Annotated in this window: 23 protein-coding genes and 1 pseudogene; 13 read left to right on the top strand and 11 right to left on the bottom strand. The window is 71.5% G+C overall.

The annotated features are described in order from the left end of the window. The gene (locus Pflav_RS08535) at nt 1-714 is read left to right on the top strand and encodes a class I SAM-dependent methyltransferase (protein WP_173035163.1); all 714 of its coding nucleotides are present in this window, start codon (nt 1-3) and stop codon (nt 712-714) included. Continuing rightward, nucleotides 711-1,925, top strand: coding sequence for a glycosyltransferase 87 family protein (locus Pflav_RS08530; RefSeq protein WP_173035161.1), 1,215 nt, complete (start codon nt 711-713; stop codon nt 1,923-1,925). Before Pflav_RS08535 ends, Pflav_RS08530 begins: the two co-directional genes overlap by 4 nt. Here the strand turns inward: Pflav_RS08530 and Pflav_RS08525 are convergent. The 3 genes from Pflav_RS08525 to Pflav_RS08515 all read right to left on the bottom strand — a co-directional run bounded on the left by Pflav_RS08525 (nt 1,876) and on the right by Pflav_RS08515 (nt 4,246). Beyond that, the gene (locus Pflav_RS08525) at nt 1,876-2,658 is read right to left on the bottom strand and encodes a hypothetical protein (protein ID WP_173035159.1); all 783 of its coding nucleotides are present in this window, start codon (nt 2,656-2,658) and stop codon (nt 1,876-1,878) included. The genes Pflav_RS08530 and Pflav_RS08525 overlap by 50 nt on opposite strands. Further along, nucleotides 2,580-3,104, bottom strand: a complete 525-nt coding sequence (locus Pflav_RS08520; RefSeq protein WP_173035157.1) for a hypothetical protein — start codon at nt 3,102-3,104, stop codon at nt 2,580-2,582. Before Pflav_RS08520 ends, Pflav_RS08525 begins: the two co-directional genes overlap by 79 nt. Before the next feature lie 92 nt (nt 3,105-3,196). Then, a complete protein-coding gene (locus Pflav_RS08515; RefSeq protein ID WP_173035156.1) occupies nt 3,197-4,246 on the bottom strand; it encodes a fatty acid desaturase family protein in 1,050 nt (349 codons plus the stop codon). A 114-nt stretch (nt 4,247-4,360) separates the two neighbouring features. Here Pflav_RS08515 and Pflav_RS08510 point away from each other — a divergent pair, with 114 nt between their 5' ends. Together Pflav_RS08510 and Pflav_RS08505 are read left to right on the top strand one after the other, a co-directional pair. Further along, on the top strand, nt 4,361-5,662 hold the full coding sequence (locus Pflav_RS08510) for a sensor histidine kinase (protein ID WP_232071101.1): 1,302 nt from the start codon (nt 4,361-4,363) through the stop codon (nt 5,660-5,662). After that, the gene (locus Pflav_RS08505) at nt 5,614-6,249 is read left to right on the top strand and encodes a response regulator transcription factor (RefSeq protein ID WP_173035154.1); all 636 of its coding nucleotides are present in this window, start codon (nt 5,614-5,616) and stop codon (nt 6,247-6,249) included. The genes Pflav_RS08510 and Pflav_RS08505 overlap by 49 nt, the downstream gene beginning before the upstream one ends. On the opposite strand, the gene Pflav_RS08500 is transcribed toward Pflav_RS08505, so the two are convergent. Further along, nucleotides 6,239-7,012, bottom strand: a complete 774-nt coding sequence (locus tag Pflav_RS08500) for a class I SAM-dependent methyltransferase (protein WP_232071099.1) — start codon at nt 7,010-7,012, stop codon at nt 6,239-6,241. The two genes, Pflav_RS08505 and Pflav_RS08500, sit on opposite strands and share 11 nt — an antisense overlap. A gap of 121 nt (nt 7,013-7,133) precedes the next feature. Here Pflav_RS08500 and Pflav_RS08495 point away from each other — a divergent pair, with 121 nt between their 5' ends. From Pflav_RS08495 to Pflav_RS08460, 9 genes and pseudogenes are all read left to right on the top strand, one after another. Then, nucleotides 7,134-8,564 (top strand): DEAD/DEAH box helicase, encoded by a 1,431-nt coding sequence (locus tag Pflav_RS08495; RefSeq protein ID WP_173035152.1) that lies wholly within the window; start codon nt 7,134-7,136, stop codon nt 8,562-8,564. Between the two features lie 369 nt (nt 8,565-8,933). After that, nucleotides 8,934-9,641 carry a DUF4386 domain-containing protein gene (locus Pflav_RS08490; protein ID WP_173035150.1) on the top strand — a complete coding sequence of 236 codons (708 nt, stop codon included), beginning with the start codon at nt 8,934-8,936 and terminating at the stop codon, nt 9,639-9,641. Nucleotides 9,642-9,856: 215 nt separating this feature from the next. Next, entirely contained in the window at nt 9,857-10,399 is a 543-nt protein-coding gene (locus Pflav_RS08485) for a M24 family metallopeptidase (protein WP_232071097.1), read from the top strand. Nucleotides 10,400-10,474: 75 nt separating this feature from the next. Further along, nucleotides 10,475-10,636: pseudogene (locus tag Pflav_RS47885) on the top strand (sigma factor); the annotation flags it as partial. A 134-nt stretch (nt 10,637-10,770) separates the two neighbouring features. Then, entirely contained in the window at nt 10,771-11,376 is a 606-nt protein-coding gene (locus tag Pflav_RS08480; RefSeq protein WP_332107864.1) for a sigma factor-like helix-turn-helix DNA-binding protein, read from the top strand. 36 nt (nt 11,377-11,412) lie between these two features. Then, the gene (locus Pflav_RS08475; protein WP_197938218.1) at nt 11,413-11,868 is read left to right on the top strand and encodes a carboxymuconolactone decarboxylase family protein; all 456 of its coding nucleotides are present in this window, start codon (nt 11,413-11,415) and stop codon (nt 11,866-11,868) included. 411 nt (nt 11,869-12,279) lie between these two features. Continuing rightward, a complete protein-coding gene (locus Pflav_RS47250; RefSeq protein ID WP_173035147.1) occupies nt 12,280-13,812 on the top strand; it encodes a transposase in 1,533 nt (510 codons plus the stop codon). Between the two features lie 400 nt (nt 13,813-14,212). Next, nucleotides 14,213-18,127, top strand: coding sequence for a tetratricopeptide repeat protein (locus Pflav_RS08465; RefSeq protein ID WP_173035145.1), 3,915 nt, complete (start codon nt 14,213-14,215; stop codon nt 18,125-18,127). Continuing rightward, nucleotides 18,124-18,516: a hypothetical protein gene (locus Pflav_RS08460; protein ID WP_173035143.1), complete on the top strand. Its 393-nt coding sequence runs from the start codon at nt 18,124-18,126 to the stop codon at nt 18,514-18,516. The genes Pflav_RS08465 and Pflav_RS08460 overlap by 4 nt, the downstream gene beginning before the upstream one ends. Before the next feature lie 64 nt (nt 18,517-18,580). Here Pflav_RS08460 and Pflav_RS08455 read toward each other — a convergent pair whose 3' ends face one another. The 7 genes from Pflav_RS08455 to Pflav_RS08425 are packed head-to-tail and all read right to left on the bottom strand — an operon-like array spanning nt 18,581 to nt 26,395. Beyond that, nucleotides 18,581-19,564, bottom strand: a complete 984-nt coding sequence (locus tag Pflav_RS08455; RefSeq protein WP_173035141.1) for a C45 family autoproteolytic acyltransferase/hydolase — start codon at nt 19,562-19,564, stop codon at nt 18,581-18,583. Next, on the bottom strand, nt 19,561-20,751 hold the full coding sequence (locus tag Pflav_RS08450; RefSeq protein WP_173035139.1) for a M24 family metallopeptidase: 1,191 nt from the start codon (nt 20,749-20,751) through the stop codon (nt 19,561-19,563). Before Pflav_RS08450 ends, Pflav_RS08455 begins: the two co-directional genes overlap by 4 nt. Next, nucleotides 20,748-22,094, bottom strand: a complete 1,347-nt coding sequence (locus tag Pflav_RS08445; RefSeq protein WP_173035137.1) for an MmgE/PrpD family protein — start codon at nt 22,092-22,094, stop codon at nt 20,748-20,750. The genes Pflav_RS08450 and Pflav_RS08445 overlap by 4 nt, the downstream gene beginning before the upstream one ends. Beyond that, the gene (locus Pflav_RS08440) at nt 22,088-23,203 is read right to left on the bottom strand and encodes an NAD(P)/FAD-dependent oxidoreductase (RefSeq protein ID WP_173035135.1); all 1,116 of its coding nucleotides are present in this window, start codon (nt 23,201-23,203) and stop codon (nt 22,088-22,090) included. Before Pflav_RS08440 ends, Pflav_RS08445 begins: the two co-directional genes overlap by 7 nt. Continuing rightward, the gene (locus Pflav_RS08435; RefSeq protein WP_173035133.1) at nt 23,194-24,540 is read right to left on the bottom strand and encodes an FAD/NAD(P)-dependent oxidoreductase; all 1,347 of its coding nucleotides are present in this window, start codon (nt 24,538-24,540) and stop codon (nt 23,194-23,196) included. Before Pflav_RS08435 ends, Pflav_RS08440 begins: the two co-directional genes overlap by 10 nt. Further along, nucleotides 24,537-24,791 carry a (2Fe-2S)-binding protein gene (locus tag Pflav_RS08430; protein WP_173035131.1) on the bottom strand — a complete coding sequence of 85 codons (255 nt, stop codon included), beginning with the start codon at nt 24,789-24,791 and terminating at the stop codon, nt 24,537-24,539. The genes Pflav_RS08435 and Pflav_RS08430 overlap by 4 nt, the downstream gene beginning before the upstream one ends. Further along, the gene (locus tag Pflav_RS08425) at nt 24,788-26,395 is read right to left on the bottom strand and encodes a dihydroxyacetone kinase subunit DhaK (protein ID WP_269474474.1); all 1,608 of its coding nucleotides are present in this window, start codon (nt 26,393-26,395) and stop codon (nt 24,788-24,790) included. Before Pflav_RS08425 ends, Pflav_RS08430 begins: the two co-directional genes overlap by 4 nt.

Here is a 26,395-nt window from a genome sequence, read left to right as displayed (position 1 = left end):
ATGGCCGGAATCCTCTTCCGCACCGCCGGGCGGCTCCTGAAGTGGCCGCTGACCGTGCTGATCCGGCCCTACCCCCGGCTCAACGCGCGGGTCTGGGACCTCCAGTACGCGCTGGGCCTCTGGTCCTACCTGGACCAGCCCGGCAGCGGCAGCCCGCTCGACCTGATCCAGAAGTACGCGCCCCAGGCGCGCATCCTCGACCTCGGCTGCGGCACCACCGTCAACCTGCCGTTGGTCCCGGGCAGCTATCGCCACTACCACGGGGTCGACATCAGCCGGACGGCGATCCGGCGGGCCCGCTCGCTGCGGCGCGCGGACGCCTCTTTCGAGGTCGCCGACGTGCTCAGCTACCAGCCGGCCGGCCAGTACGACGTGATCCTGCTCCGCGAGATCCTGTACTACTTCCCGCTCGACGACGCCATGGCGCTGCTGCACAGGCTGGCTCCGGCGCTGACCCCGCACGGCGCGATCATCGTCGGCGTGTACGACACGGGCACTCCCGAGGGGGCCGCGTTGCTCGACCGGGTACGCGACTGCGGGCTCGCCGTCGCCGAAGAGCTGGCCGAACCCTCCGAGGGCGGGCTCTTGCCCGTCACCATCGTCCTTCGCACCGCGACCGGCGCGGGAGTCGCGAGGCTACGGGCCTCGACCACGACGGCGGACGAGCGCCGAGCGACGGAGCGTGGCGGGCACAGCGCGGCGGACCAGCGGTGACTGCCGCCGCGTCGACCGTCTCACTGCGCCACTGGCCGGGCCGTGTGATCGCCCTGGCCTCCGCCGCCGCGCTCGTCGCGGTGGTCGCCGGCGCGGTCGCGGTCCACCTGGTGACCGGGGAGTTCTGGGGCGATCTCGACGTGCTCCGCAGCAGCGCGGCGATCGCCGCCGGCGGGGACGGCGCCGTGTACCGGACCGTCTTCAGCAGCGGCGGCGGGGTGGAGTACGGCTTCACCTACCCGCCCTTCGCCGCGCTGCTGCTCCAGCCGCTCGCGGGTACGGGCATGGCCATCGCCATCGGCTGGTGGACGCTCGCGTCGGTCCTGGCACTGCTCGCCGCGGTGTGGGTGACGCTCCGCGCGGCCGGAGTGCCGGCGGATCGGCGCGTGGTACCCGCGCTCGCCGCCACGGCCGCGGCGCTGCCGATGTTCGCGGTCTCCGGGCACCTACAGACCGGACAGGTCGGCGCCTTCCTGATGCTGCTGGTGCTGGCCGACCTCACCGGCGACCCGCGACGGTGGTGGTACGGGCTGGGTACCGGCATCGCCGCCGGCATCAAGCTCACGCCGCTCATCTTCGTCGCGTACCTCGTCGTCACCGGCCGCATCCGGGCGGCGGCGACGGCCATGGCCGGCTTCGCCGCCACCATCGCGATCGGGTTCGTATGGCGGCCGGCGGACTCCCGCTGGTACTGGAGCGGCGGTCTCTTCGAGGCGTCCCGGGTGACCGAGGATCCGCGTACCATCCTCAACCAGTCCTTGCGCGGCGCGGTGGCCCGCCTCGCCGACGTGGGCGACCCCGGCACCGCGTGGCTGCTCGCCGCCGCCGTGGTCGGGGTGACCGGCCTCGCGATCGCGGCCTGGTGTGCCCGCGCCGGCGAACCGCTGCTCGGCCTCTTCGCCTGCGCGACCACCGGCCTGCTTGTCTCCCCGATCTCCTGGCACCACCACTGGATCTGGGTGGTCCCCGTGCTGGTGCTGCTCGCCGTCCGCGCCTGGCGCCGGCGCGACCGGGCCGGGCTCGCCGCGATCGCGCTGGTCTGGCTCGTCTTCGTGGCCGGCACCACCTGGGTCCTCGCCGGCATCCAGGGCTGGGACCTGCATTTCCGGGGGTGGGGACTTGTCTACAGCAACTTGTACGTGCTGGTCGGCCTCGCCGCCCTCATCGGGCTGGCGCTCCACTTAAGACGGTCGCGCGCTCGGCCTGGCTGACGCGCGATAAGCCGTAGGCGCCGGCGGCGAGTGCGGCCACGACGACGACGTTCCGCAGGACGAGCAGCACGGTCCCGGGCCACTGTGGATCGGTGGAGACGTGCTCGTAGTACCACGGAAACAGCGCGCTGGTCAGCAGCGTCGCGACGACGATCAGGGCGCTCGCCGCGCGCTGCGTCGTGTCGCGGCGGGTCAGGCAGACCGCGGCCACACCGACCAGCCACAGCATGTACTGCGGGGAGAAGACGCGGCTCGTCACCACCGTGACGAGCACCGCGACCAGCGCCGCGTCGAAGCCGACCGTGGCGGTCCAGGCGATCCGGCGCCCCCGCGTGAGCCACCAGAGCCCGAGCAGGCCCAGACCGGCGAGCGTCAGGACGGGGAGCGCCACCGTCGCCGGCGGCACGAACGGGTGGTCGACGAACTCCATCGCGCCGTACGCCGACTCCACGCGGATCCCGCCGTCGCCGACGCGGGCGAGGACGAGCGGGGTGGCGCCGACGGACTCGATCTGTAGGCCTCGGTCGACCTGGTTGCCGGTGAGCCCGCCCCACGCGCCGCTGAAGGCGAGCGTGAGCGCGCCGCCCAGCACGGCGAGCGCCATGGCGAAACCGGTCAGGGCTGGCCGCAGCCCGCGCAGCGGCCGGATGCTGATCAGCAGCACCGCCGGCCACACCTTGACCAGCGTGCCGACGGCCGCGGCGGCGCCCGCGACGGCGGGACGCCGCGCCATCGCGGCGAGCGCGACGACGGCCGGGACGGTGGCGAAGATGTCGTACCGCGCGTAGGCCAGCAGGTTGAGCGGCGGGACAGCGAGAGCCCAGGCCCAGGCACCGAGAAGCAGCCCGCCGCCGCGGGCGAGCCTGGTGAGGGTGAGCAGGACGAGCAGATCCGCCCCGATCGCCAGGCAGAAGAATGTCGCCTCGAACGCCCCGCGGAGTCACCGGCGACGTAGCGGATGGCGGCGAAGAGGGCGGCGGCACCCGGCGGGTACTGCCACATGGGGTCCTCGATGGGGATCCGCCCGTCGAGGAGCGCGTCGCTCCAGCGGTGGTAGAGCGCAACGTCGTCGAAGACACCGCCGACCGGGGCGTCGACGACACCCGCGTAGATGAGCACGAACACCGCGCGGCTGGCGATCCAGACCACGAACAAACCTAGCCGCCCCGTAATCGCCACCTTACGAATTGTAGGCACCCGGGGGCGCCTACAACAGACAGTCCAATTAGGAGCAACAACACATTGCAGCCGGGCAAGGAGCCTCGGGGAGTTCAGCCGGTGCGGCGGGCTCGGCGTGCCGTGTGTTCGGCGCGGGCTGGTGCGCCCACCTGGTGCAGGTATCGCAGGGCCTGGCGGTAGGAGGTCACGAGGCTGGTTTGTTCGTAGGCGACGCCGACTTCGGCGCAGTAGGCCCGCACGATCGGTTGGGCCTTGCGCAGGTTCGGGGTCGGCATGGCGGGGAACAGGTGATGCTCGATCTGATAGTTCAGGCCGCCGAGCGCCGCGTCGGTCAGCCAACCGCCGCGGACGTTGCGGGAGGTCAGCACCTGCTTGCGGAGGTAGTCTTCGTCGCCGGTCGGGTGCGGCATACCTTTGTGGTTCGGCGCGAAGGTCATGCCGAGGTAGACGCCGAACAGCGCCTGATGCACGAGCAGGAAGGCGATGGCCTGCACGGGTGAAAGGACGACCAGCAGCGCTGACAGGTAACCGACGCCGTGCAGGATCAGCAGCGCGCTCTCGAGGCGGCGGTGTTTCACCGTGCCGTTTCGCAGGGCCTTGACGCTGGCTACCTTCAGGTCAGCGGCGAGCAGGCTGAGCAGCGGGAAGAACAGCGCGGCCTGATGCCGGGTAATGAACCCCTTCAGACCGCGGCGGCCGAGGGCGGACTTCGTGGCCCAGATGAGCACTTCGGGCGCGACGTCCGGGTCGAGGTCGTCGTGGTTGGGGTTGTTGTGGTGGCGGGTGTGCTTGTCCATCCACCAGCCGTAGCTCATCCCGATGCCGAGGTTTCCGGCGAGCCGTCCGGCGACCTCGCTGGGGCGTTTGGTGCGGAACACCTGGCGGTGTGCCAGATCATGCGCCACGAGCCCGACCTGGGCGAACGTGACGGCGAGGAACGCCGCTGTGATCATCTGCCACCAGGAGGAGCCGAGGGCGAAGAACGCGGTCCATCCGCCGAGGAACATGAGCGTGACGACGCTCAGCCGCGCGATGTAGTAGGCGGGCCGGCGCTCCATCAGCCCTTCGCCGTTGATTCGGCGAGACAGTTCGGCGAAGTCACTGCCCGTCGTCGTACGCGACGGCGTCATGGAGGTCGTCATGGCGCTATCCAACCGGCCGCTGCCCGGATCGTCAGGAGCGCTAGGGCCTGCGACCCGGTGGTGCTAGCACCACCATGAACCGCCCGGCTGGCAGGCACCATATGAGCTGTGCGGATGAGTGAGACCGGTGCGCGGCTGGTGCGGTGGGTCCGGGGCGGTGTGCGCTCGGTGCTGGCTGAGCTCGCCGCGATGGGTCTGGCGTTCACCAACCTTCCGCTGTTTGTCGCATCGGTGGTCGCGCTGGCCCTGGCGCCGGTGCCGTTTCTCGGCCTGGCGCTGGCGCCGTGGACGATGACCCTGGTCCGGATGCGCGCCGATCTCGAGCGCAGGCGTGCCTCCCGGACCGGTGTCCTGGTTACCCGCCCGTACCATCCGCCGCCGGAACGGGCCCTGGCCGGTGGCTGGAAGCAGTTCCGATGGATCGTGACGGACCCGGCCACCTGGCGCGACCTGGCCTGGCTCCTGCCCGGCGCGATCGTCGGTTTCACGCTCGGCATGGTCGCCGTGCTCGTACCGCTGTACGGCCTGGCCGGCCTGGCGTTGACGCCGTTGTGGATCTGGCTCGGCACCGGCTGGTACGGCTACGGCGCCATCTGGTCCATCGACACGTTCAGTGAGGGCCTGCTCTGCCTGCCGCAAGGCGCCGTCATCCTCGCCGCCGGCCTGTGGATAGCGCCGTGGCTGCGCCGCGTGGACGCCCTCTTCGGCCGGCTCCTCCTCGCCCCCACCACAGCAGCCGCGCTCCGGCTGCGCGTCACCCAGCTGACCATCACTCGCGCTGACACCGTCGACGCCCAAGCCGCCGAGCTGCGCCGCATCGAACGCGACCTGCACGACGGCGTCCAGGCCCGCCTCGTCTCGCTACGGATGATGATCGGCCTGGCCGACACCCTCATCGACTGCAACCCGGCCCAGGCCCACAAGCTGCTCGCCGAAGCACGTGAGTCCAGCGGCGCGGCGCTGGTCGAGCTGCGGCACCTCGTCCGCGGCATTCACCCGCCGGTACTCGCCGAAAGGGGACTCGCCGGCGCCGTCCGCGCGCTGGCGCTCAGCCTGCCGGTGCCGATCACGATCGATATAGACCTGCCCGGACGACCGGACACACCGGTCGAGTCCGCGGCGTACTTCGCCGTCGCCGAGGCGCTGACCAACATGGTCCGGCACAGCCGCGCCTACACCGGATCGGTGTCCGTACGGCACGCCGACGGGACGCTGACCATGACGGTCACCGACGACGGCGCAGGCGGCGCCGACCCCGCCGCGGGCAGTGGGCTGCGTGGCATAGAGCGCCGCCTCGCCGCGTTCGATGGCACGATGGCGCTGTCAAGTCCCGACGGTGGACCCACCGTCATCACCATGGAGCTGCCGTGCGCGTTGTCATCGCCGAGGACCACGCCCTCCTCCGCGACGGACTGACCCGGCTCCTGCGGGCGTTCGACTTCGACGTCGTCGCGGCGGTCGAGAACGGCCCGGCCCTGCTCCCCGCCCTCATCACCCATAGGCCCCAGGTCGCGATCATCGATGTCCGCCTCCCGCCGACATTCACCGACGAAGGCCTTCAGGCCGCGATCGCGGCCCGGACCCAGATACCCGGCCTGCCCGTCCTCATGCTCTCCCAGCACGTCGAGCCCATGTACGCCCGCGAGCTGCTCACCGCCCCGGACGGCGGCGTGGGCTACCTGCTCAAAGATCGCGTGTCCGACGTCGAGGAGTTCGTCGTCGCCGTCCGCCGGGTCGCCTGCGGCGGCACCGCCATGGACCCCGAAGTGATCTCACAACTACTCGTCCGCCGAGAGCCTCTGGCGGTACTCACCGCCCGCGAGTACGAAGTGCTGGGGGTCATGGCCGAAGGCCGCTCCAACGCCGCGATCGCCGCCACGCTCCGTATCACCGAGAAATCCGTCAGCAAGCACATTAATAACATTCTCACCAAACTGGACATGCCGCCCTCGGACGACGACAACCGCCGCGTCCTCGCCGTCCTGGCATACCTCAACGCGTGAGGGTGGCCAGGTAATACGGGGCGTCGGTGTTGTCGACATCGGCCAAGCGCCAGCCGGCGGCGGCGACGAGTTCGGCTAGTTCGTCGGGTGAGCAGACCAGATAGTCGAACCAGTGCGTGGCCAGCTCGCGGTAGCGCAGCCGAAGGCGTAGTTGACCGCCGAGCCGCCCCTGCGAACGGTTCCTCTCGTGGTAGCCGACGTGGACCGGGTCGGTCGTGTTGTACGGGTCGGCGCTCTGTGCGATGACCTGGGCGCCGGGGCTGGCCAGCTCGGCGAGCGCGGCCAGGAACGCCGGCGCGCGCTCACGCCCTTCCAGCAGGCCGAGGTTGTTGCCCAGCAACAGGAAGGTGTCGTAGCGCTCACCGGCCCTCGCATGCTGATCGACAGTGGCGTGCACGAGGTCCCGTACCCCGCGGGCGCGACACACCTCGATCGCGCCAGCTGAGATGTCCAGGCCGGTCACCGGTACACCTCGGTCCTGTAGTGCCAGCGCTGTCCGCCCGGCCCCGACGCCGATATCGAGCACCCGGCCCCGCACCCGGTCCAGCGCTCGGCGGTCGTGTGCGGGCCACTGATCCGGCTCGGCGAAGTACGGCTCCGCCAGTACCCCACTTATCAACCCGTCATCGCGTTCGACGATCTCGATGACTGGCCGGACCAGCCGACCGCCGGCCAAAGGGCGCCTGCCCGTTCCCGACGCCACGGCGAAGGCATCACGCAACATGGCTCCGAACACGTCGTCGGGCGGGGAACTCGCGATCATGTTGCTACGCTATAGGGCGTACAGTTCCACAGTTCTGCCCCGGCCGCGGTGACCCCGGCCACCAGCGCGCACGGCCGCCGGCCTGCGCCGGGCGGTTCACCCTTCCAGGTTCGGAGACTTCATGGCGGTACGCCGCCCTCGTTCCACCGCACCATCCACCGCCACGTTCCGCCAGCTGGGCGTGCCCGCGCCGCTCGTCGAGGCGTTGGCAGGGCGAGGCGTGACCACGCCGTTCCCCATCCAGTCGGCGACGCTGCCCGACGCCCTCGCGGGGCGGGACGTCCTCGGGCGGGGGCGCACCGGCTCCGGCAAGACCTACGCGTTCGCGCTGCCGCTGCTCGCCCGGCTGTCGGCGCGACCGGCACCGCGCCGCCCGGGGCGGCCGCGGGCACTGATCCTCGCACCGACCCGGGAGCTCGCCGCACAGATCGAGGCCTCGGTCGCGCCGCTGGCGGCGGCCGTGTCCCTGCGCACCCTGACCGTGTTCGGCGGGGTGGGCCCGGGGCGCCAGATCGCCGGCCTGCGGTCCGGTGTCGACGTGCTCATCGCCTGCCCCGGCCGGCTCGAAGACCACATCGAGAGCGGACACGCGAGCCTGGACGCGGTCGAGATCACGGTGCTCGACGAGGCCGACCACATGGCCGATCTAGGTTTCTTGCCGGCTGTACGGCGGCTGCTCGACCAGACCCCGCGCCGTGGTCAGCGGCTGCTTTTCTCGGCGACCCTGGACGCCGGTGTCGACGTGCTGGTCCGGCGATACCTCACTGACCCGGTGACCCACAGCGTCGACTCCTCGCCCGCGCCGACAACCGTGCCGCACCACATGCTGCACGTCGCGCACCGCGACCGGCTTGCCGTGCTGGTCGACCTGGCCGCGGCTCCGGGCCGGACACTTGTCTTCGCCCGTACGAAGCGGCGGACGAAGACGCTGACCCGCCAGCTCGTCGAAGCCGGTGTTCCCGCCATCGAGCTGCACGGCAACCTGGCCCAAGCGGCACGGAGCCGCAACCTGACAGCCTTCGCCGCGGGCAGCGCCACCACGCTTGTCGCGACTGACATCGCGGCCCGCGGCATCCACATCGACGACGTCACGCTCGTCGTGCACGCCGATCCGCCCGCCGAGTACAAGGCGTACCTGCACCGCTCCGGCCGGACCGCCCGGGCCGGTGCGACCGGTACGGTCGTCACGCTGATGACCGACGACCAGGTCGACGGCGTCCGCCAGCTCGCGCGCCAGGCCGGCATCGCGCCGACGACCACGCGCCTGCGGCCCGGGCATCCGCTCCTCGACGAGATCGCCCCCGGCCCGCGTACCCTGGTCGACCCGCCGCCCGCGACGCGTGCCGAGCCAACACCACCGGCCCGCCGCGGCGGTGCCCGCCGAGCGACCGCTCCCACCAAGGCGAAGTCCCGCGGACACGGCCACGCACCAGCGTCCGGCGCCACACGAGGCGACCGGGGGAACGCCGTGTCACAGCCGTCCGGCGCGGCGGCCTTCTCCGCGGGAAGCCGGGTCGGCGCCACCCGGCGGTCCGGCGGCAGGTCCCGGTAACGCCGGTCAGCCGGTCCCGCCCGCCGTAAGCCGAACAGCCCAGGGGCTTGGAACGCGGCGGTCGATGCTGACGCTCACCACGTCGTCCGCGCAGTGGCGGCTGTTGGGTTAAAAATTCTTGACACCATGTTTGGGCTGCTTTACCTTCGAGATGTCAAGTTTCTCTTACATGGGAGCGGGACATGTCCTCCGACAGGACCGACGAGCGCGACCGGGAGATCAACCGCCGGGGTGAGTACGTCGGGTACTACGTCGAGGGCGTCTTCGGATACGCCGACACCCACGAGTAGACCCCTCACAACGTGACACGGCGCGCGAGGCAACCGCCTCGCGGCCCCGGTTCCACGCACCCGAAATCAAGGAGAGATCATGCATGCGCTAACGCGTACCGCCCGCATGACCGGGCTGTTCTACCTCGGCGTTGCCATCACCGGCGTACTCGGGTTCCTTATTGTCCGCCCGCAGCTCTTCGCAGCCGACGACGCCAGTGCGACGCTGGCCAACCTGGTCGCGCACGAGTCGCTCGCCCGCGCCGGCGTCGCCTTGGAGCTGGGCATGGTCGTCACCCAGACCTTCGCCGCCGTCTGGTTCTATCGCCTCTTCCGCACCGTCGATTCCTTTGCCGCGAGCGGGATCGCTGCATTCGGCCTGGTCAATGCGATCGTGGGCCTTGTGAGCGCGGCAATGTTGGCCACCGCGGTCGGGGTATCGGTCGACCCGGTCGGTGACGCGGCGGCCAACGTCCAGCTTCTGTACCTGGTCAGCGACAGCATGTGGGGCGTGGGAGCACTGTTCTTCGGCCTGTGGCTTGTCCCGATGGGCTGGTGCGTGCTGCGCTCGGGCTGGATGCCCCGCGTCCTGGGCTGGATCCTCGTCGGTGGCGGTGCCGGGTACGTGCTCAGCGCGTTCATCAGATACCTCGCACCCGACGCACAAATCGTCGCCGAGGCACTCGCGTATCCCGCGTCCGTAGGCGAGTTCTGGATGGTCGGCTACCTGCTCATCTACGGCGTACGCCGGCGGGCACTGAACGAAGCGCCGCCAGCCGTCCACACGCCGGCGCCGGTGGCAAGCTGAAGCGTTGCTCCCCACTCACCGGGCGCTGAGGTACGGCGGGAGCAGTACGGTCCGGGTGTGGGTACCGAGTCGGAACGGGCCGCGCGGTTGATGGCGGCGGAGGCGAAGGCGGCGGAGCTGTTCGCCGAGGTGGAGCGGCGGGGTCTGATCGCGGCGGGGCGGGGGACCGCGAGGTCAGCGACGGCATCCGCGACCTGGCGCACGAGATGTTCGGCGTGGACCGGTTCTGGCACAAGCGGATCGTGCGCTCGGGGCCACACACGCTCCAGCCGTACCGGCAGAACCCACCGGACCGGGTCATGACGGATGACGACGTCGTGTTCTGCGACTTCGGGCCCATCTTCGACGGGTGGGAGGCGGACTTCGGCCGCACTTTCGTGCTGGGCGACGACCCGGTCAAGCACCGGCTGCGGGACGACCTGCCGGTGGTGTTCGAGGCCGGCCGCCGCTACTTCGACACCCATCCGGACGCTAGCGGGGAGCAATTGTTCGCGGAGGTGCTGCGGCTGACCGCCGACGCCGGCTGGGAGTACGGCGGGCCGCACGCCGGGCACCTGGTCGGGGAGTTCCCGCACGAGCGCATCAACGGCGACGAGATCGAGTACTACATCACCCACGGCAGCACCCAACCGATGCGCCGCGCGGACCGTGCTGGCCAGGCCTGCCACTGGATCCTGGAGATTCACCTGATCGACCGGGACCGGGGGTTCGGCGGGTTCTTCGAGCAGCTGCTCGACCTGCCACATCCGCCGCGGTGACCCCGGGCTCGTGTCACATCCGGCGCCTTCGCGGGTTCATGTCTATGCGCCTTTGCCGAGGGGATGATGTGAACGATGGAAGAGACCGACTGGCTGGCCGAGCGTTTCGAGCAGCACCGGCCGCGGTTGCGGGCGATGGCCTACCGGATGCTGGGCTCGCTGGCCGAGGCCGATGACGCCGTCCAGGACGCCTGGCTGCGGCTTAGCCGCTTCGACGCGGACCGGATCGACAACTTCGGCGGCTGGCTTACCACCGTCGTGGCCCGGGAATGCCTGCACATGCTGCGTTCCCGCCGGCAGCGGCGGGAGCAGCCACGCCTGCCCGAGCCGGTCGTGATCCTGGAGAACGGTCTCGACCCGAGCAGGAGGCGTTGCTGGCCGACTCGGTGGGGCTGGCCATGCTCGTGGTGCTTGACCGGCTCAGTCCGGCCGAACGGTTGGCGTTCGTGCTCCACGACATGTTCGAGCTGCCGTTCGACGAGATCGCCGGCATCATGGGCCGTACCCCGGCCGCCACGCGGCAGCTGGCCAGCCGGGCGCGGCGCCGCGTCAACGGCGCCGAGATCCCGTCGCCCGACCCAGATCTGGTACGGCAACGACGGGTGGTCGACGCCTTCTACGCGGCCTCACGGGCCGGTGACTTCAACGCCCTGCTCCAGATCCTCGATCCCGATGTCGTCCTGACCTCCGACTTCGGCCCCGACGGGCAGCGTGTCGTCGTCCGCGGCGCGGCAGCCGTGGCCAAGCAAGCCCGGGGCCCGCGTGGTGGGCGGCTGCATCCTGTGCTGGTCAACGGCGCGGTCGGCGCGTTGATCACGGTCGACGACCAGCCGTTCGCCGTGCTGCTATTCACCGTGGCGGGCGACCGGATCGTTGCCATCGACGGGCTCCGCGACCCGGAGCGGGTCCGCCAGTTCGCCGACGCGGCCGGGATTTCTCCGCCGCCTGTCACATCGCCGGTGCGCGAGGGCTCATAGGGACGACAAACACTCCCAAGCAGCATGGAGGACACCGTGGGAGCACGGATTCCCGACGCCAACACGCACCTGCCCGAGATCCAGCAGTTGGCTGGCATGCTGGTCAAGGCCACCGGCAACGGCTCGGTGCCAGCGACCACGACCAGCCTGGTCTACCTGCGTGCCGGCCAGATCGTCGGCAGCACCTATCAAGTGATGCGGCACTCGGTCGACCTGCGTAACGCGGGCGAGTCCGAGGCCAGGATCGCCGCCGTGGCGACTTGGTGGGACGCGTCCGACTTCACCGACGCCGAGCGCGCCGCCCTGGCGTTGACAGACGCCGTTTTCCAGCCCAGCGCGCCTGGCCGGGAACGCGTACCGGACGACCTGTACACCGAGGTCGCGAAGCACTACGACGACAAGGCGATGACCACCCTGATGGTGGTGCTCGCCTCGGCCGGCTTCTGGATGAACGTCGCGCTCATCAACAAGCCCACACCCACGCCGGCCTGACCGCGGCGGTCGACGGGGATGTTCGACAGGTCGGCGGACATCCCCGTCGCGGATAAAGGTCCAAGACCAAGGAAATTGAGCTACCGCGATGTTCGTCGTAGTCCAGACCGTCGCTCCCGCGGCCTCACCCTTCGCGGTTGGGCAAGCTCACCCCCAGGGTCGTGGTCGGCCGACCACGACCTTCGCTGCCGGGTCCGCGCTCCGGCCGGCCGCCGTCTGGCAGATCGTGGTATCGAATTGCCCTCTGGAGCCTGTCGCAAAATCGGGTCGGTGTGGCTGACCTGGTGTTGATTCGCTGTGATCGATAATTGGTGGGTGGCGAAGGGGTTTATGCCGGTATGGCGGGATCAGCCGATGTTGTTGCCGCCGGATTTGCGGGATTGGCTGCCGGTTGATCATCAGGTGTGGTTCGTGTTGGACGCGGTGGCCCGGTTGGACACGGCGGGGTTCGCGGCCCGGGCCAGGTTGGGTGGTGCGGGCCGGGCCGGCTACGACCCGGACATGTTGTTGGCGTTGTTGATCTGGGCGTATGCCGGTGGGGTCACCTCGTCCCGGCAGGTCGAGCGGCGCTGTCGGGAGGATGTGGCGTTCATGGTGATCTCCGGTTTGGCCCGGCCGGACCATGCCACGATCGCCCGGTTCCGGCAGCAGCATGACGAGGCGTTCGTGGACTTGTTCACGAAGGTGTTGGCGTTGTGCGGGCGGGCCGGGATGGGCGGGCTCGGGCATGTCGCGGTGGACGGGACGAAGATCGCGGCGAACGCGTCGATGCAGGCGATGACCGACGAGGACGGACTGCGCCGGATCGCCTGTCGGCTGGTCGAGCAGGCCGCCGCCGACGATGCCGTCGAGGACGAGCTGTTCGGTGACGCGCGCGGGGATGAGCTACCCGAAGCGTTGCAGGACCCGGCCCGGCGGCGGGCGCTGCTGGACGAGTTGATCGAACGGGCCGAAACGGATCCGAACCGCGATCGCGGCGGCAAGCGGCGGCGGGCGGTGGACAAGGCCGACCGGGCTCTGGCCCTTGCCGACGAACTGGCCGCGGTCCGCGACACGACGCGGCGCGCAGCCCGGCAACGGCTCCAGGATGAACTGGACGCGGCGCGTCACTCAGCGGCGCACATCCGCGCGGCCGTGCAGCAAAAAGCTGACGAACGCGCCACCCAGCACGCCGCGGCGGCAGCCGAAGGGCGGCGGTTGCCCGGGGCCAAGCCCGTCCCGGTCGACGAACACAGCCACGTACGCCGCGCACAAACCCGCGTCGAGGCCGTCGAGGCCGAACTCGCCGCGTTCGAGGCCACACCCCACACCGGCAAAACCAACAGCGGCAAGAAGAACAACAACCCGGTCCGCTGCCTCACCGACCCCGACTGCCGGCTGATGCCCACCCGAACCGGGTTCATCGCCGGCCTGAACACCCAACTCGCCGTCGCCGCCGACTACCTCATCCTCGCCGTCGAGGTGGTCCAGGACACCGGCGACGTCAACCAGCTAGAACCCATGCACGACAAGATCGACGACGCCGTCCAAACACTCCGCGACGCTACCGCCAACCCCGACCTGGCCGTCGGCACCACCCTGTTCGACGCCGGCTACAACAGTCACGACAACCTCACCGCACCCGGCCCCGACCGGCTCATCGCCCAAGGCAAAACCCACCAACCCACCGGCCCCACCCCACCCACACAACCACCCCACCCGAACGCCACCGCCCGCGAACACATGGCCTGGCGCCTATCCACCCCAGAAGGCAAAACCCTCTACCGCAAACGCGGCGCCACCGTCGAACCCGTCAACGCCCACCTCAAAGACCGCCGCGGACTACGCCGCTTCTCCCGCCGCGGCCTCACCGCCGCCAAAGCCGAAGCCCACCTCGCCGCCGCCGTCACCAACCTGCTCCGCCTCGCCACCACCCACGGACCAACCGCCCTCACCACGGCATAACCGCAGACCAGCACCACCAACCCCGCCCAACCCCCAACACCCACAGCCCCACCCACACACAAAACAATCTGCGACAGGCTCTCTGGGGGCGGTTGGGTACCACGATCTCTCGCGTGCGCAACCCGTCCGCGCCGATCAGCGAATGCGCCCGCGCACCCACCTCCTTGCTCCTCGTCCGACGGCGATCCGGGGTTGGGCTTGGACCGCGGACGTGGCAGCGGAGGTCGGGGATCTCGGCGAGTGCTAGCGAGCCGCCGGCCGGAGCGGTGCCCGCGGGAGCATACGGTCCGCAGGTGACGCGGACGGGGGCAAATAGCCTGTCTCAAGAATCGAATGTGACCCCGACCCTGAAGGATCTCTGGCGCCGATTCGGTTGACGGGGCTGCATAGACTGCGGCGGGTGGATCGCCTGCTGATCGATCTCGCAGTGGACGAAGTTTCGGTGTCGACCTATGTAGACAGTCAGCAGCCGCAGGCGGTCGGTGCTCCAGCCGCGCTGAGCCCGCCGCTTGATGCTGAGGCGCTGCGGGAGCTGCGCTGGTATCTGGAGGAGTACCTCCTCGCGCCGTTCGCGGTTTACGAGGATCGGGGCCGCCGGATCGCGGACCGGCTCCCGGAGTGGGGCCACGCCCTGTTCAATGCCGTGTTCGGCGGTGGTTCTGCCCGGGAGGCTTACGACGCGGTACGCCGGCATGCCGAGACGTCGGGAGCGGCCGAGCTGGTCTTGCGGTCGGACTCGCCTCAGCTGCTCGGACTTCCCTGGGAGCTGATGCGTGAGCCGAGCGCCGACGAGCCGGTGGCGCTCAGTGGTATCGGGATCAGCCGCAGCCTCGCCACCAGTACGCAGACCCAGACGTTCACGGTCGGCGGCGCACAGCTTCGGGTCCTGATGGTGATCGCCCGGCCGGCCGGCACCCGCGACGTCGCCTACCGGATGATCGCCCGCCCTCTTCTGGAGCGGTTGGACGCGGTGCGCGGCAAGGTTGACCTGCGGGTGCTGCGACCGGCGACTATCGACGCCCTGGCCGCGACCCTTCGTGAAGCGCACGAGGCGGGCGAGCCATTTCAGATCGTGCACATCGACGGGCACGGCGTGCTGACCGGCGCCCGCCCAGGGTTTGACTCGCCAGACACTGACCAGGGTCTATTGGCGTTTGAGCGGTCGGGCGGCGGACAGGACCTGGTGCCCGCGGAGCGGCTGGCGGCAGTCCTGGCAGCGGCGCGGGTGCCGGTCGTGGTACTCAATGCTTGCCAGGCCGGCGCCGTGGGTCGTCAGCTTGAGACCGCGGTAGCCACCCGGCTACTAGCTGGCGGCGCCTCGGCTGTGGTGGCCATGGCCTACACCGTGTACGCGGTGGCGGCGGCCGAGTTCATGGCGGCCTTCTACGAACGGCTGTTCACCGGCGCGACGGTCGCCGAATCCGTGCGGATCGGGCGGGAGCGGATGGCGCGCAGGCCGGCCCGGCCCAGCCCGCGAGGCGACCTGCCGCTGTCGGACTGGCTGATCCCCGTGCATTACATGCGTCAAGCGGTGCGCTTCCCCGAGCTGGAGGCCCTATCCCGGACGCATTTGCTGGCAGACTCGCTCGTTTTGACCACCTCGGCTCCGGACGTAATCCTGGATCAGCATCGCTCCCTCGAGCGCGGCCAATATGACGTGGATGATCCGACGTCGCCCGCCGACGGTGTGTTCGTCGGTCGCGACGATCTGCTCTACACAGTGGAGATGGCGCTTCGCACCCGCAAAGTAGTCGTGCTGCACGGGTCCGCCGGTAGCGGCAAGACCGAGGCGGCCAAGGCATTCGGCCGATGGTGGCGCGACACCGGTGGGACCGACGATCCGGACGCTTTGATCTGGCACTCCTTCCAGCCCGGCATCGCCTCGTTCGGGCTGGAAGGCGTGATCCTGACGGTCGGCAACGCGCTCGGCCTAGACCTGGCCGGCGTCGAACCCGCGGAGCAGCGCGCGCAGGTCCGCGACACGCTACAGGAACGCCGCGCGCTCATGGTGTGGGACAACTTCGAGTCGGTGTGCTCCATGCCGGATCCCACTTCGGCCACACCGCCGTTGGACGCCAGGGCACACGCGGAGTTTCGTGACTTCCTCAGCAGCGATCTCGGGCAGAGCGCCGTTCTGATCACCAGTCGCACCGACGAGGCATGGCTGGGCGAGGACGATGTCACCCGGGTCGAGGTGGAAGGGCTGCGTCGACAGGAGGCAGCCGAGTACGCCGACATGCTGCTGCACCGGACCCCGGCCGCGGCGCCCAAGCGCGAGGAGCGGGCGTTCGAGGAGTTGCTCAAGTGGCTGAACGGCCATCCGCTGAGCATGCGCCTGACGCTGCCAATGCTGGAGACCGACGATCCGGCCACGATCCTGGCCGAGCTGCAAGGCACGCAACCACCGTCCGCGGACAGTAGCCCCGCGTCGCTGGCCGCCTCGATCACTTATTCCATGCGGCACCTGGCGCCCGAGACGCGCCAGCGGCTTGCCGTCGCCGCCCTCTTCCACGAGATCATCGACGTCGACGTCCTCGCACGCTTAAGCCGGCTACGGCAGGTGCCGCGCCGATTCCGCCGGCTCACGGCGGCGGACTGGACTGCGGTGCTCGCCGAGGCGGCGCGGGTCGGTCTGCTCACCGCCTCTGGCGACGGTGTGCAGGGCGCCTACCGTATCCCGCCGGGGCTTCCCGGCTATCTCGCCATGCAGTGGCGGGCCGAGGACGGTCAGCGGTACGAGCGCAGACGCGAGCGCGCGATGAGTGGCCTGCTCGAGGCCTACGCCGGGTCGGCCGACTGGATGGACGACAACCAAAGCGGCCCCCAGGCCGACTTCGTCCGCAGGATCATCCGGGCGCGGCTGCCGATGATGGGCCATCTACTGGGCTACGCACTCGACCAACGTCGATGGGATCTTGCGCAGCGCATCTACCAGCCACTCGGGGACTTCTGGGCCCGGGAGGGGATGTTCGTCGAGGCCCGCGACTGGACCGACCGCGCCGTGCGTGCCGTTGAGGATGGGAATGGCGAGCCGTCCGCACTCGGCGGCAAGGCTGGCACCTTCTGGTTGTATCTCATGAGTTCCCAGGTCGAGCAGCTCGGGCAGGCCGGCTACTTCGACGCTGCTGAGCAGGTCGTGCTCAAGCTGCAAGGCGTCCTCCAGCGCCGAACGCAGGGCCGTGGCACGAAGGGGTACCGGCTGCTGCTCGCTGAGACCTACCATCTGCGCGGCACGCTTGAGGACTCGCGCGGCCGGTTGGACCTCGCTGAGCAGTGGCTGCGGCAGGCCCTTCACATCACGAAGGAAGTGGGCGACCGGCGCGCCATCGCAGGCACCTGTCACCAGCTCGGGATGATCGAGCACCGACGCGGGCAGCTGGACCAAGCGGAAGAGTGGTATCGGCAGTCGATCGCGATCAATATGGAGATCAAGGACCAGCCCGGCCTGGCCGTGACCTACCACCAACTCGGCCTCGTCGACCAGTTCCGGGGTCGACTGGATGAGGCGAGGCACTGGTACGAGATGGCGCTCGACATCGACTCGGCACTGGGCAATGAACCCGGCGTGGCGGCGGCCTACGACAGCTTCGGCATGCTCGAACGGCTGCGCGGCCGGCTCGACGAGGCCGAAGAGTGGTACCGGGAATCCTTGATCGTCAGCGACCGGATCGGCGACATGCCCGCCATGGCCGTCACCCGTTTCCAGCTCGGCGTCGTCGACCAGCAGCGGGACCAATACGACGAGGCCGAGCGGTGGTATCAGGAATCCCTTGCCATCTTCCAGGAGCTGAACAACCAGCCCGAGATCGCCAAGGTCTACCACCAGTTGGGCTCGCTCGCCTTCGACAAGGGGCTGCTGGAAGACGCCGAGGGCTGGTTCCTCCAAGCCCTCGGCATCCACGGCCGACTACACAATGAGGCCGACACGGCGCGTAGCCTCCACCACCTGGGCGCCGTGGAGCAGGAGCGGGGCCGTCTCGACGAGGCCGAACGATGGTATCGACGTGCGCTTGAGATCAACGAGAGGCTGGACAACCGGCCCGAGCTCGTCATGCACTACGGCCAGCTGGGCCTGCTCGCCGAGCAGCGCGGCGACACCGACGACGCGATGAAATGGGTATGCCGCAGTGTCGCCGTCTTCGACGACTTTCCGCACCCGATGACCGCGCAGTCGGCGTCCCATCTGGCCATGCTCTCCCGGCAGTATGGTGTCGAGGCCGTAGAGCGCAACTGGACCGAGGTAACCGGCGCTCCGCTGCCGCCGCCCGTACGGCTGTTCATCGACCAGTGGCAGGAGCCGGAGGAGGACGAATGAACGAAGCCGCCCGGGCAGGGCGAGCGGCCGCGCGCAGGCTCGCTGCCGAGGGGGGTCCAGACCTGCGGCTTGACGTGGAGAAGGCCCTCACCCAGCAGGATCAGCGACAGTACCTCGACCCGGTCTCGCTCGGCTCGCTGATAGTCAGCGTGGCCGCCCTAGCCTGGACGATCGCCAACGATCTCCGCAGCCGCAGGCAAGCACCGTCGGTCGAACAGGTAGCCCGTCAGGTACGCATCGAGCTGACCGTCACCGGCCACCTCGCCAACGCCGAAACCCTCGACAAGATCGTAAACGTTGTGATCGCCGAGACGCTGAAGTTGGACCAACCTGAACCCGGCGGCAAGGCCGGAAAGCCGGCTTCGACCTCGGCAGCGGACGCCCAGTAACCCGGCCCCAAGGACGCCCGCCGAGCCAGCCGCCGTCGCGTGCGCTAGCGCGACGCACGCAGGGTCAGGCGAGGTCGATTTCCACCGGGGTCGCGGTGCACGGGTTTCCCAGGGTGATGGTCGCGTGGCGGCGGGCGCAGTCGAAGACGACCGAGGCGGCGGTGACCGTCGGCTCCTCGGCGGACGGGTGGCGGCAGATGGAGAGCGGCTGGCCGGCGTGGTCGGTAAGCACCAGGTGCGGGGTCGCATCCGGTCGGGTGGCCAGGTCGGTGGCGCGGCGCAGGCGGGCGTGGCTCGACGGGTACGTGGCAGTGAGAAGGTCAGAGTCCTCGTGTGCCGCGATGGTCGGGGCGAGCGCGTGGTTCGTGTGTACCGTGCCTCCCGGGTGGCGGGTGACCGCCGGCCCCGCCTCCGCCGCCACCTCGACCGTCACCACGTCGCCACCGGCGTCGGCCAGTAGGTAGGCGCGTCCGCCCACGGCCGGGCGGGAGACGATGGCGTGGAGCGCGCGGGCGGCCGTGGCTTGGGCGAGCGCGTCGCGGCGGACGGCCTGGCTGGGCACGCCGGGGCGGACGGCGCGGGTCAGCAGGTCGTTGTTGACCAGTGCCACGCCGTGCGCGTTGAGTCCGATCCAGCCGAGGCCGCCGGGCGAGGCGAGCAACACGGTCGTGGGGATGTCCGGGCCGCGGTGCAGGTGGATGCCGACCGTGGCGGCCAGGGAGGGGTTGGCGTCCCAGTTCTGGGCGAGGATCGGGCCGGGCAGCGCGACCGCCGTGCAACCGCCAAGCTCGACCTGGCGGGCCACCTCCACGGCCTCGAAGGCGTTGAGCAGCACCACGTCGTGCAGCGGCACACCCGCGCCGGCCGCGATGCCACGCAGCTCAGCCCCGAGCGCCCCCACCGTGTCGATGGCCGCCAGCCACGGGCCGGCCACTGCCTCGGAAGGCCCGGATACCGTACCCGCGATCCGTGCCCGGATCTGGTCCCGCATCCGTGAGCCGTGCTGGCGGCCGCGCTCCCCCGCGTCGCCGGCCAGTTCGAGGATCATTCCGCGATCAGCAGGCGTCGTGGGGTGGCGGTCAGCCGCTCGTACCCGTCGTCGGTGATGAGGATGGTGTCGCTGACGACCAGGCCGACGCGGAGCACGGAGAGCATGTGGAAGACCATGCCGGCGGCGAGCACCCACGGCGCGCCCTCGCGGAAGTCGGCGGTCTGGCCCTCGCCGGCGATGGGCGGGAAGCCGATGCCCATCGAGTAGCCGAGCCGCATCCGGTAGGCGGGGCGGCCGGCGTCGGCCAGCCGTTGCCGGGCCTCGCGGGTGACCCGGTCGACGGGCACGCCGGGGCGTAGCGACGCGAACGTCTCGTCCTGTAGCCGCACGCAGAGCTCCACGTCGGCGGCCACGGCCGGCTCCGGCGTCCCGATCGAGACCATGCGGGTCAGGCCGGCGTGATAGCGGCGGCGCACGCCGAGGTACTCCATTTTCACCAGGCTTCCGCGGTGCAGCGGGGTGTCGGTCCAGTGGGCGTGGCCGAGCTCCAGGCGGTCGCCGGAGGAGATGTAGTGCGGCAGAGCCGGGTACTCGCCGCCGGCCGCGATCTGGGCGGCGTGCGCGGCGGCGGCGACGTCGTTTTCGGTGGCTCCCTCGCGGGCCGCTTCGAGGGCGGCGGTCGCGGCGAGGTCGGCGAGTTGGGCCGCGAGGCGCACGTACCCGATCTCGGCCGGGCTCTTCACCAGCCGCAGGCGCTCGACGAGCCGGTCCGAGCCGACTACGCGATGGCCGGAGAGGTGCTCCTCGAGGGCGGCGCCGGTGTCCGCCGGCACAAACCACGAGTGCCGCTCGAGCGCTACTGTCCCCTGTGGACTCATGTGGCGTACGACCGCTGCCGTGGCGGCGAGGTAGTCGGTACCGTCCTTCCAGACGTGGGCGCGGTCGAGCCAGGAGTACTCGTCGACGTTGAGCCGCTCCACGTTGCGCACCAGCAGCTCGGGTGTGCCGGCGGCGGGCACGACGAGCGTCTGGTACTCGAAGTAGCCCGAGGTTTCGTAGCCGGCGAGGTAGTAGATGTTCTCCGGCGCGTGCACCAGCAGCACGTCGAGGTCGCGGGCGCGCATCGCCTCCTGGGTGGCGGCGAGGCGGCGGGCGTACTCGTCGGGGCTGAACGCGAGCCGGCCGGGGCGCGCGGGATCGCGGTGGTGTACCTCGTCGGCGACGGGGGCGTGCTGGGTGGTCATCGCTCCTCCTGCGGGCGGGAGATGGTCTGGGTGAGCTCGTGGGCGTCGACCGGCGAGGTGGGGTCGAGCAGGCGGGCCAGCGCGGCGTCGACGGCGGGACCGTGCCGCGCCGCGAGCCGTCGATGCTTGTGGCGCAGCGCCTCCGCCGGCAGCGGCAGCCCAGGGTCGCCGCGTGCGGTCGGTGTGCTCAGCTCTCGCACCCGACCCGCCGTGCGTACCCGGACAGTGGCGGGCGTCCGGCCCGGGAAAGCCGCGTCGTACGCCGGGTCGGTGGTGAGCCGGACCCGCTTGGCGAGGTCCACTGTGGCCGGATCGCCGAGCGTCTCGGGCCGGATCGGCAGCAACGCGTCGGGGCCGGCGGTCAGGGCGAGTGCCACGCAGAAGGGGAAGCTGTAGTGCGCCTCCTCCAGCGTTCGCGGGTCGGGCCGGTTGGTCAGGCGCAGGCTCCGCTCGAAGGTGACCACCTCGACCGCGTCGATACCGGCGAGCTCCGCGGCGCTCAGGGGGGCACCGGGGTACATGTCGGCGAGGCGGTCGAGGACCGGGTGGATCCAGCGGCAGCAGGCGTACCGCTTGAAGTAGGACTCGGTGACCGTGCCGGGGTGGCGGGCGGCGATCCGGTCGAGGTCGCCGGGCCCGTAGGCGTCCTCGCGCTCCAGCAGGTACAGCGGGCCGGGCACCCGGGCCCGGGCGAGGCGGGCGGCCATGAGACCGGCGACGACCGCCCAGGGCGTGCCCTCTTTGATGCCGTCGACGGCGCGCGGGTCGGGCGGGGCCAGCTGGGGTGCGAGCGATCCCGCGTGGGCGAGCGCGTGGGCCAGTGTCGCGGGCGGGTCGCCGTGTACGAACCAGGAGGCCGCGGCCGCCGCGTAGCTGCCCCAGCGGCCGGTGGCGGTGCGCTCGAAGCGGGCCGGGTCGCGCGCCTGCGCGATCCGCAGTGCCGCCTCGTAGCCGACCGCGACCGCCTCCAGTGGGTCCACCGTGGAGCCGGTCAGCTCCAGCTCGGCGAGGACGGCCGGCATCACCGCGCCGCCCGGGTGGCCGATGGCGCCGCGGTGCCCGTCGTCGAGGTCGTGGGCGCTGACCGCGACGCTGTTGAGGTACGCGGCCGCGAGCACCCCGGTCCGGGTGCCGCTGAACCACACTGTGACCGGCTGGGTGTCGCCGCCGCGGTCCAGGTCGCCCATCGCCGCCGCCGCGCTCGCGTGTGCGGGCGTGCCGACACCTGCCGCGGCGCAGGCGAGCGCGTCGGCGAGGCAGGTGCGGGCGGCCGCGCGTTCGGCGCCGGTGACCGACCCGGCGAAGGCGTACAGCTCGGCCGCGAACCGTTCGATGGTCAGCACGCCGCGAACCGGTCCGGGTGCAGGGGCGTCACGTCGACCGAGGTCGGCTCGCCAGTGACCAGCTCGGCGACCGTGCGGCCGATGGCCGGGCCGAGGCAGAAGCCGTGGCCGCTGAAGCCGGCCGCGACAAGGTAGCCGTCCACTCCGGACGGTGTACCGAGCAGGGGGAGGTGGTCGGGGGTGAGGTCGAGCGTGCCGGCCCAGGTCCGCAGGATGCGCATCCGGCCCAGTTCGGGCAGGATCTCCACGGCCCGGGCGAGGTGCGCGATCTCGGCGTGGGTGACCCGCTGGTCGAACGTGCCGTCCACTGTGAACACGCCGCCGACGTGCACCTGCCCGGCGCGCGCCTGTCGCAGGTACACCTTCAGCTCGTGCGAGGAGACGAACTCGGCCAGCAGCGGTGGTACGCGCTCGCTGACGAGCATCGCGTTGCGGGCCGGGGTGAGTGGCAGCTCCACTCCGATCGTGGCCGCCAGCGCCGCGGTCCACGGCCCGGCGGCGTGCACGACCGTCGGCGCCTCGACGTGCAGGACCTCACCGCCGGCGGTGGCGCGCAGGCCGCGTACCCGGCCGCCGTCGACGTCGAGGTGGGTCGCGTCGGCACCGGTGAGGTAGCGGACGCCGGCGGCCTTGGCCGCGTTCACGACCATCCAGGTGGCGAGGATCGGGTTGGCGTGCCCATCGGTCGCGCAGTACTTGGCGCCGGCGAAACGCGCCGACAGGTGCGGTGCCCGGCGGCGCAGCGCGGCCCGGTCCCAGATCTCGGTGGCGAGCCCGTCCTCGGCCTCCTCCACGCCCTGCGCGGCGAGCGCGTCGAGGGTCGGCTCGGCGAGTGCGACCCGGAGGTTGCCGCCCTGGCGGTACTCGATGTCGATGCCGGTGCGGGCCGCCAGGTCACGCCAGAGCGCGATGCTGGCGAGTGCGAGCCGGCGTTCGGTGCGGTTGCGGCACTGGGCGCGTAGGCCTCCGGCGTTGCGCACGGACGCCTGGGTGGGGCCGCTGGCGCGTTCCAGCACGACGACGTCCTCGCCCCGTTCGGCCAGGAAGAGTGCCGCCGCCGAGCCGACGACGCCGCCGCCCACCACCGCCACCGACGCGGTCAGCCGCACGACGCCACCGCCTCGAACGGCACCGGGACCAGCGGCGCCCGCGCCTCGGGCGGCGGGCCGGCGGCGGTGAGCTGGGCGACCGCGGGCAGGCAGATCCGGCCCTGGCACGGGCCCATGCCGCAGCGGGTCACCGCCTTGACCGAGGAGACGGTACGAGCGCCGGCCGTCATCGCCGCGTCCACTGAGCCGCGGGTCACCTCCTCGCAGCGGCACACCACCGTGTCCGGGCGGGCGAGCACGGCCAGCCCGGGGCGGGGTGTGAAGAGCGCGCCGTAGAGCCGCTGGAAGCGCCGCTCCCGGCGGAGTGCGGTGAGCGGCAGCCGCCTCGGCTCGCGCCCGGTCACGTGCCTGACGGCGCCGTGGCCGGCCAGCTCACCCTCCACGAGCGACAGCCCCGCGCCGCCGATGCCGGTGCAGTCGCCGGCCGCGAAGACGCCCGGAACCGACGTGGCCATGAGCGGCCCGCGCGACGGCACCCACCCGCCCAGCTCGGGACGGTGCTCCATGGCGGCGCCGAGCAGGCGGAGCAGGTCGGTGTCGGGTACCAGGCTGTAGTGGGTGGCGATCGCGTCGCAGACGAGGGCGCGCTCGGAGCCGCGGACCGGCCGCCAGTCGGCGTCGAGGCGGGCGACGACCGCGCCCTCGACCCGGTCGTCGCCGAGCGCCCGGACGATGCCCCAACCGGTGCGGAGCGGGGTGCCCGCGCGCCGCAACCGCCACGCGCTGCCGAGCCCTTCACGCAGCCGCTCGCCTTGGCGCCACAGTCCGGCGGCGGTCGCCAGTGGGTGGCGTGCACCGGCCTGGGCCAGGCGGCTCGCCTCCAGCACCTCGACGGCGCGGGTGCCGGCGGCGGCGACCAGCAGCAGCGGTCCGGTGCCGGCGAAGAGTACCCGCTGCCCGACCGCCACGCCGTGTGCCTTGTGCAGGGCCTGCACGGCGCCAGCGGTGTAGACGCCCGGCAGGGTCCAGCCCGGAAACGGGACCACCCGCTCGTGTGCACCGGTGGCCACGACCAGCGCGCGGCACTCCAACGTGGACAGCCGGTCGCCGCTGGTGAGCCGGAGTGTCACGCCGCCGTCCGGGCTCACGGTGGCGTCCCAGACGCTGGTGCTGTTGCGCAACTCGACGCCGGCCGTGTACGCCGCGTCGACGAGCCGCCGCCCTTCGACCTGGGTGCGCGACGGCAGGTGCGGTGTGGAGACCGGCTGGCGGTAGTACTGGCCGCCGGAGCGCTCGTAGGAGTCGACGAGCACTGTGGAGAGTCCAGCCAGGGCGGCTACCGTGGCGGCCCGCAGTCCTGCCGCTCCGGCACCGACCACCGCGACGTCGGCGCTCACGGCGCACCACCCGTCGCCACGCGCAGTCCCGGCGCGACGGTCGTCACGCAGGTTCGCACGCCGGGTACCCCGTCGACGGTGGCCGTGCAGTCGTGGCACACGCCGATACCGCAGAAGAGGCCGCGCGGCCGGCCCGACGCGGTGGTACGCCACGCGACCCGCCCGCTTTCCAGCAGCGCGACGGCGACGGAGGCCCCGGTGCGGGCCGGGACCGGCTGGCCGTCCACCTCGATCTCCACAGTGGAGGTCACGCGCCCCACCTCAGCCCGGCAGCCGCCACCGGCGCGTCCCACAGCGCGGTGAGCTCCTCGTCGAGGACCGCCACGGTGAGCACGGCGCCGGCCATGTCGAGCGCGGTCAGGTACGGGCCGACGAGGCTGCGCGCGACCCGGTGGCCGGCCGCGGTGAGCCGCGCGTGCAGCTCGCCGAAGAGCAGGTACTGCTCCATGAGTGTGGTGCCGCCGAGCCCGCTGGCGAGGGCGAGCAGCGACGCGCCGGGCGGCGGGGCGAGGCTGGCGAGCAGCTCACCGGCGGCCATCCGGACCAGATCGGCGGCGGGACGGTACGGCGCCCGCTCCCGACCCGGCTCGCCGTGGATGCCCACGCCCATCTCGATCTCGTCCGCGCCGAGCGCGAGGATCGGCGCGGCGCCGGGCGGGGAGCAGGAGCCGAGCGCGATACCGAAGCTGCGTGCGCCTCGCAAAAGGCGCTCGGTCACCGCGACCACCTCGTCGATCGGGCGTCCGGCCTGCGCCGCCGCGCCCGCCACCTTCTCGGCGAGCACAGTCGCCCCGGTGCCCCGCCGTCCGACGTCGTGGCGGGAGCTGTCCACACCGATGTCGTCGGCGATCACCACCCGCCGCACGACCACGCCGCGCGCCTGCGCGAGCTCGGCCGCGATGCCGAAGTTGATGAGGTCGCCGGTGTAGTTCTTGACCAGGTGCACCACGCCCGCGCCGGCGTCGGCCGCGAGTGTGGCGGCGAGCACCTGGTGCACGGTCGGCGAGGCGAACACCGGCCCGGGCGCGACCGCGGTGAGCATGCCGGTGCCGACGAAGCCGCCGTGCATGGGCTCGTGCCCGGAGCCGCCGCCGGCCACGAGCCCGACCAGGCCGGGGCTCGGCTGCCGGCGGCGCAGAAAGCGGTCGCCCGGCTCCCATACGACGAGGTCGGGGTGGGCCAGCGCGTAGCCGACGAGGGATTCGGTGACCGCGTCGTCCGGGTCGTTGACGAACTGCTTGGTGCCGGCCGGCTCGGCCGCGCCCGGCCGGGCCAGCTCGACCCGGCTGGCCGAGTAGCTGGCCGGCGGCCGCACCGGCGAGCCGTACGCCTCGGCGACCGCGCCGAACATCATGGCGACCGCGGCGGCGCCCGGGTCGAAGCGGCCCACCGCGCGGTCGCCGACGTAGGCCGCCCTGCCCCGCCGTGCCGCGTAGCCCGCGGTCCGCGCCGCTCCCGCCCAGGCACCCTCGGCCGCGGCCTGCGCGACCTCGGCCGCGGGGGCGCCGTCCGGCAGGGCGCTCACCGCCGATGCGGCCGCCAGGAGCGCGTCGAGGAACGTCTTGTCGCCTTCCTTGGCGCCGCCGTACTCGCTGATGCCGGCGGCGGCCGCCGCCAGCGCCGGGCCCACACCCGGGTCGGCGTCGAGTGACCCGGCGGCGCGGAAAAGCCCGATAGTCCAGAGTGGACCGGAGCTGCCGCCCATCTCGCGGCTGAGGATCTCGGCCACCCCGCGCAGCAGTGCCGGGGGCTGCCTCGGTCCAACGTGGACCAGGCGCCCAGGACCGCCGAGAAGCCTCGGTGCGCGGTGGTGCCGAAGTCGCCGTCGCCCACGGCGGCGTCGAGCGCGTTCCAC

Source organism: Phytohabitans flavus, from assembly GCF_011764545.1.
GTDB lineage: Bacteria > Actinomycetota > Actinomycetes > Mycobacteriales > Micromonosporaceae > Phytohabitans > Phytohabitans flavus.
This window is presented reverse-complemented; position numbering and strand designations above follow the sequence as displayed.

Coding starts and splice junctions, on each gene's coding strand:
- Pflav_RS08460 (WP_173035143.1), top strand. CDS start 18,124: ATGAACGAAGCCGCCCGGGCAGGGCGAGCGGCCGCGCGCAGGCTCGCT.
- Pflav_RS08515 (WP_173035156.1), bottom strand. CDS start 4,246: ATGACGACCTCCATGACGCCGTCGCGTACGACGACGGGCAGTGACTTC.
- Pflav_RS08525 (WP_173035159.1), bottom strand. CDS start 2,658: ATGGCGCGGCGTCCCGCCGTCGCGGGCGCCGCCGCGGCCGTCGGCACG.
- Pflav_RS08535 (WP_173035163.1), top strand. CDS start 1: ATGGCCGGAATCCTCTTCCGCACCGCCGGGCGGCTCCTGAAGTGGCCG.
- Pflav_RS08495 (WP_173035152.1), top strand. CDS start 7,134: ATGGCGGTACGCCGCCCTCGTTCCACCGCACCATCCACCGCCACGTTC.
- Pflav_RS08455 (WP_173035141.1), bottom strand. CDS start 19,564: ATGATCCTCGAACTGGCCGGCGACGCGGGGGAGCGCGGCCGCCAGCAC.
- Pflav_RS08510 (WP_232071101.1), top strand. CDS start 4,361: ATGAGTGAGACCGGTGCGCGGCTGGTGCGGTGGGTCCGGGGCGGTGTG.
- Pflav_RS08500 (WP_232071099.1), bottom strand. CDS start 7,012: ATGATCGCGAGTTCCCCGCCCGACGACGTGTTCGGAGCCATGTTGCGT.
- Pflav_RS08490 (WP_173035150.1), top strand. CDS start 8,934: ATGCATGCGCTAACGCGTACCGCCCGCATGACCGGGCTGTTCTACCTC.
- Pflav_RS08450 (WP_173035139.1), bottom strand. CDS start 20,751: ATGACCACCCAGCACGCCCCCGTCGCCGACGAGGTACACCACCGCGAT.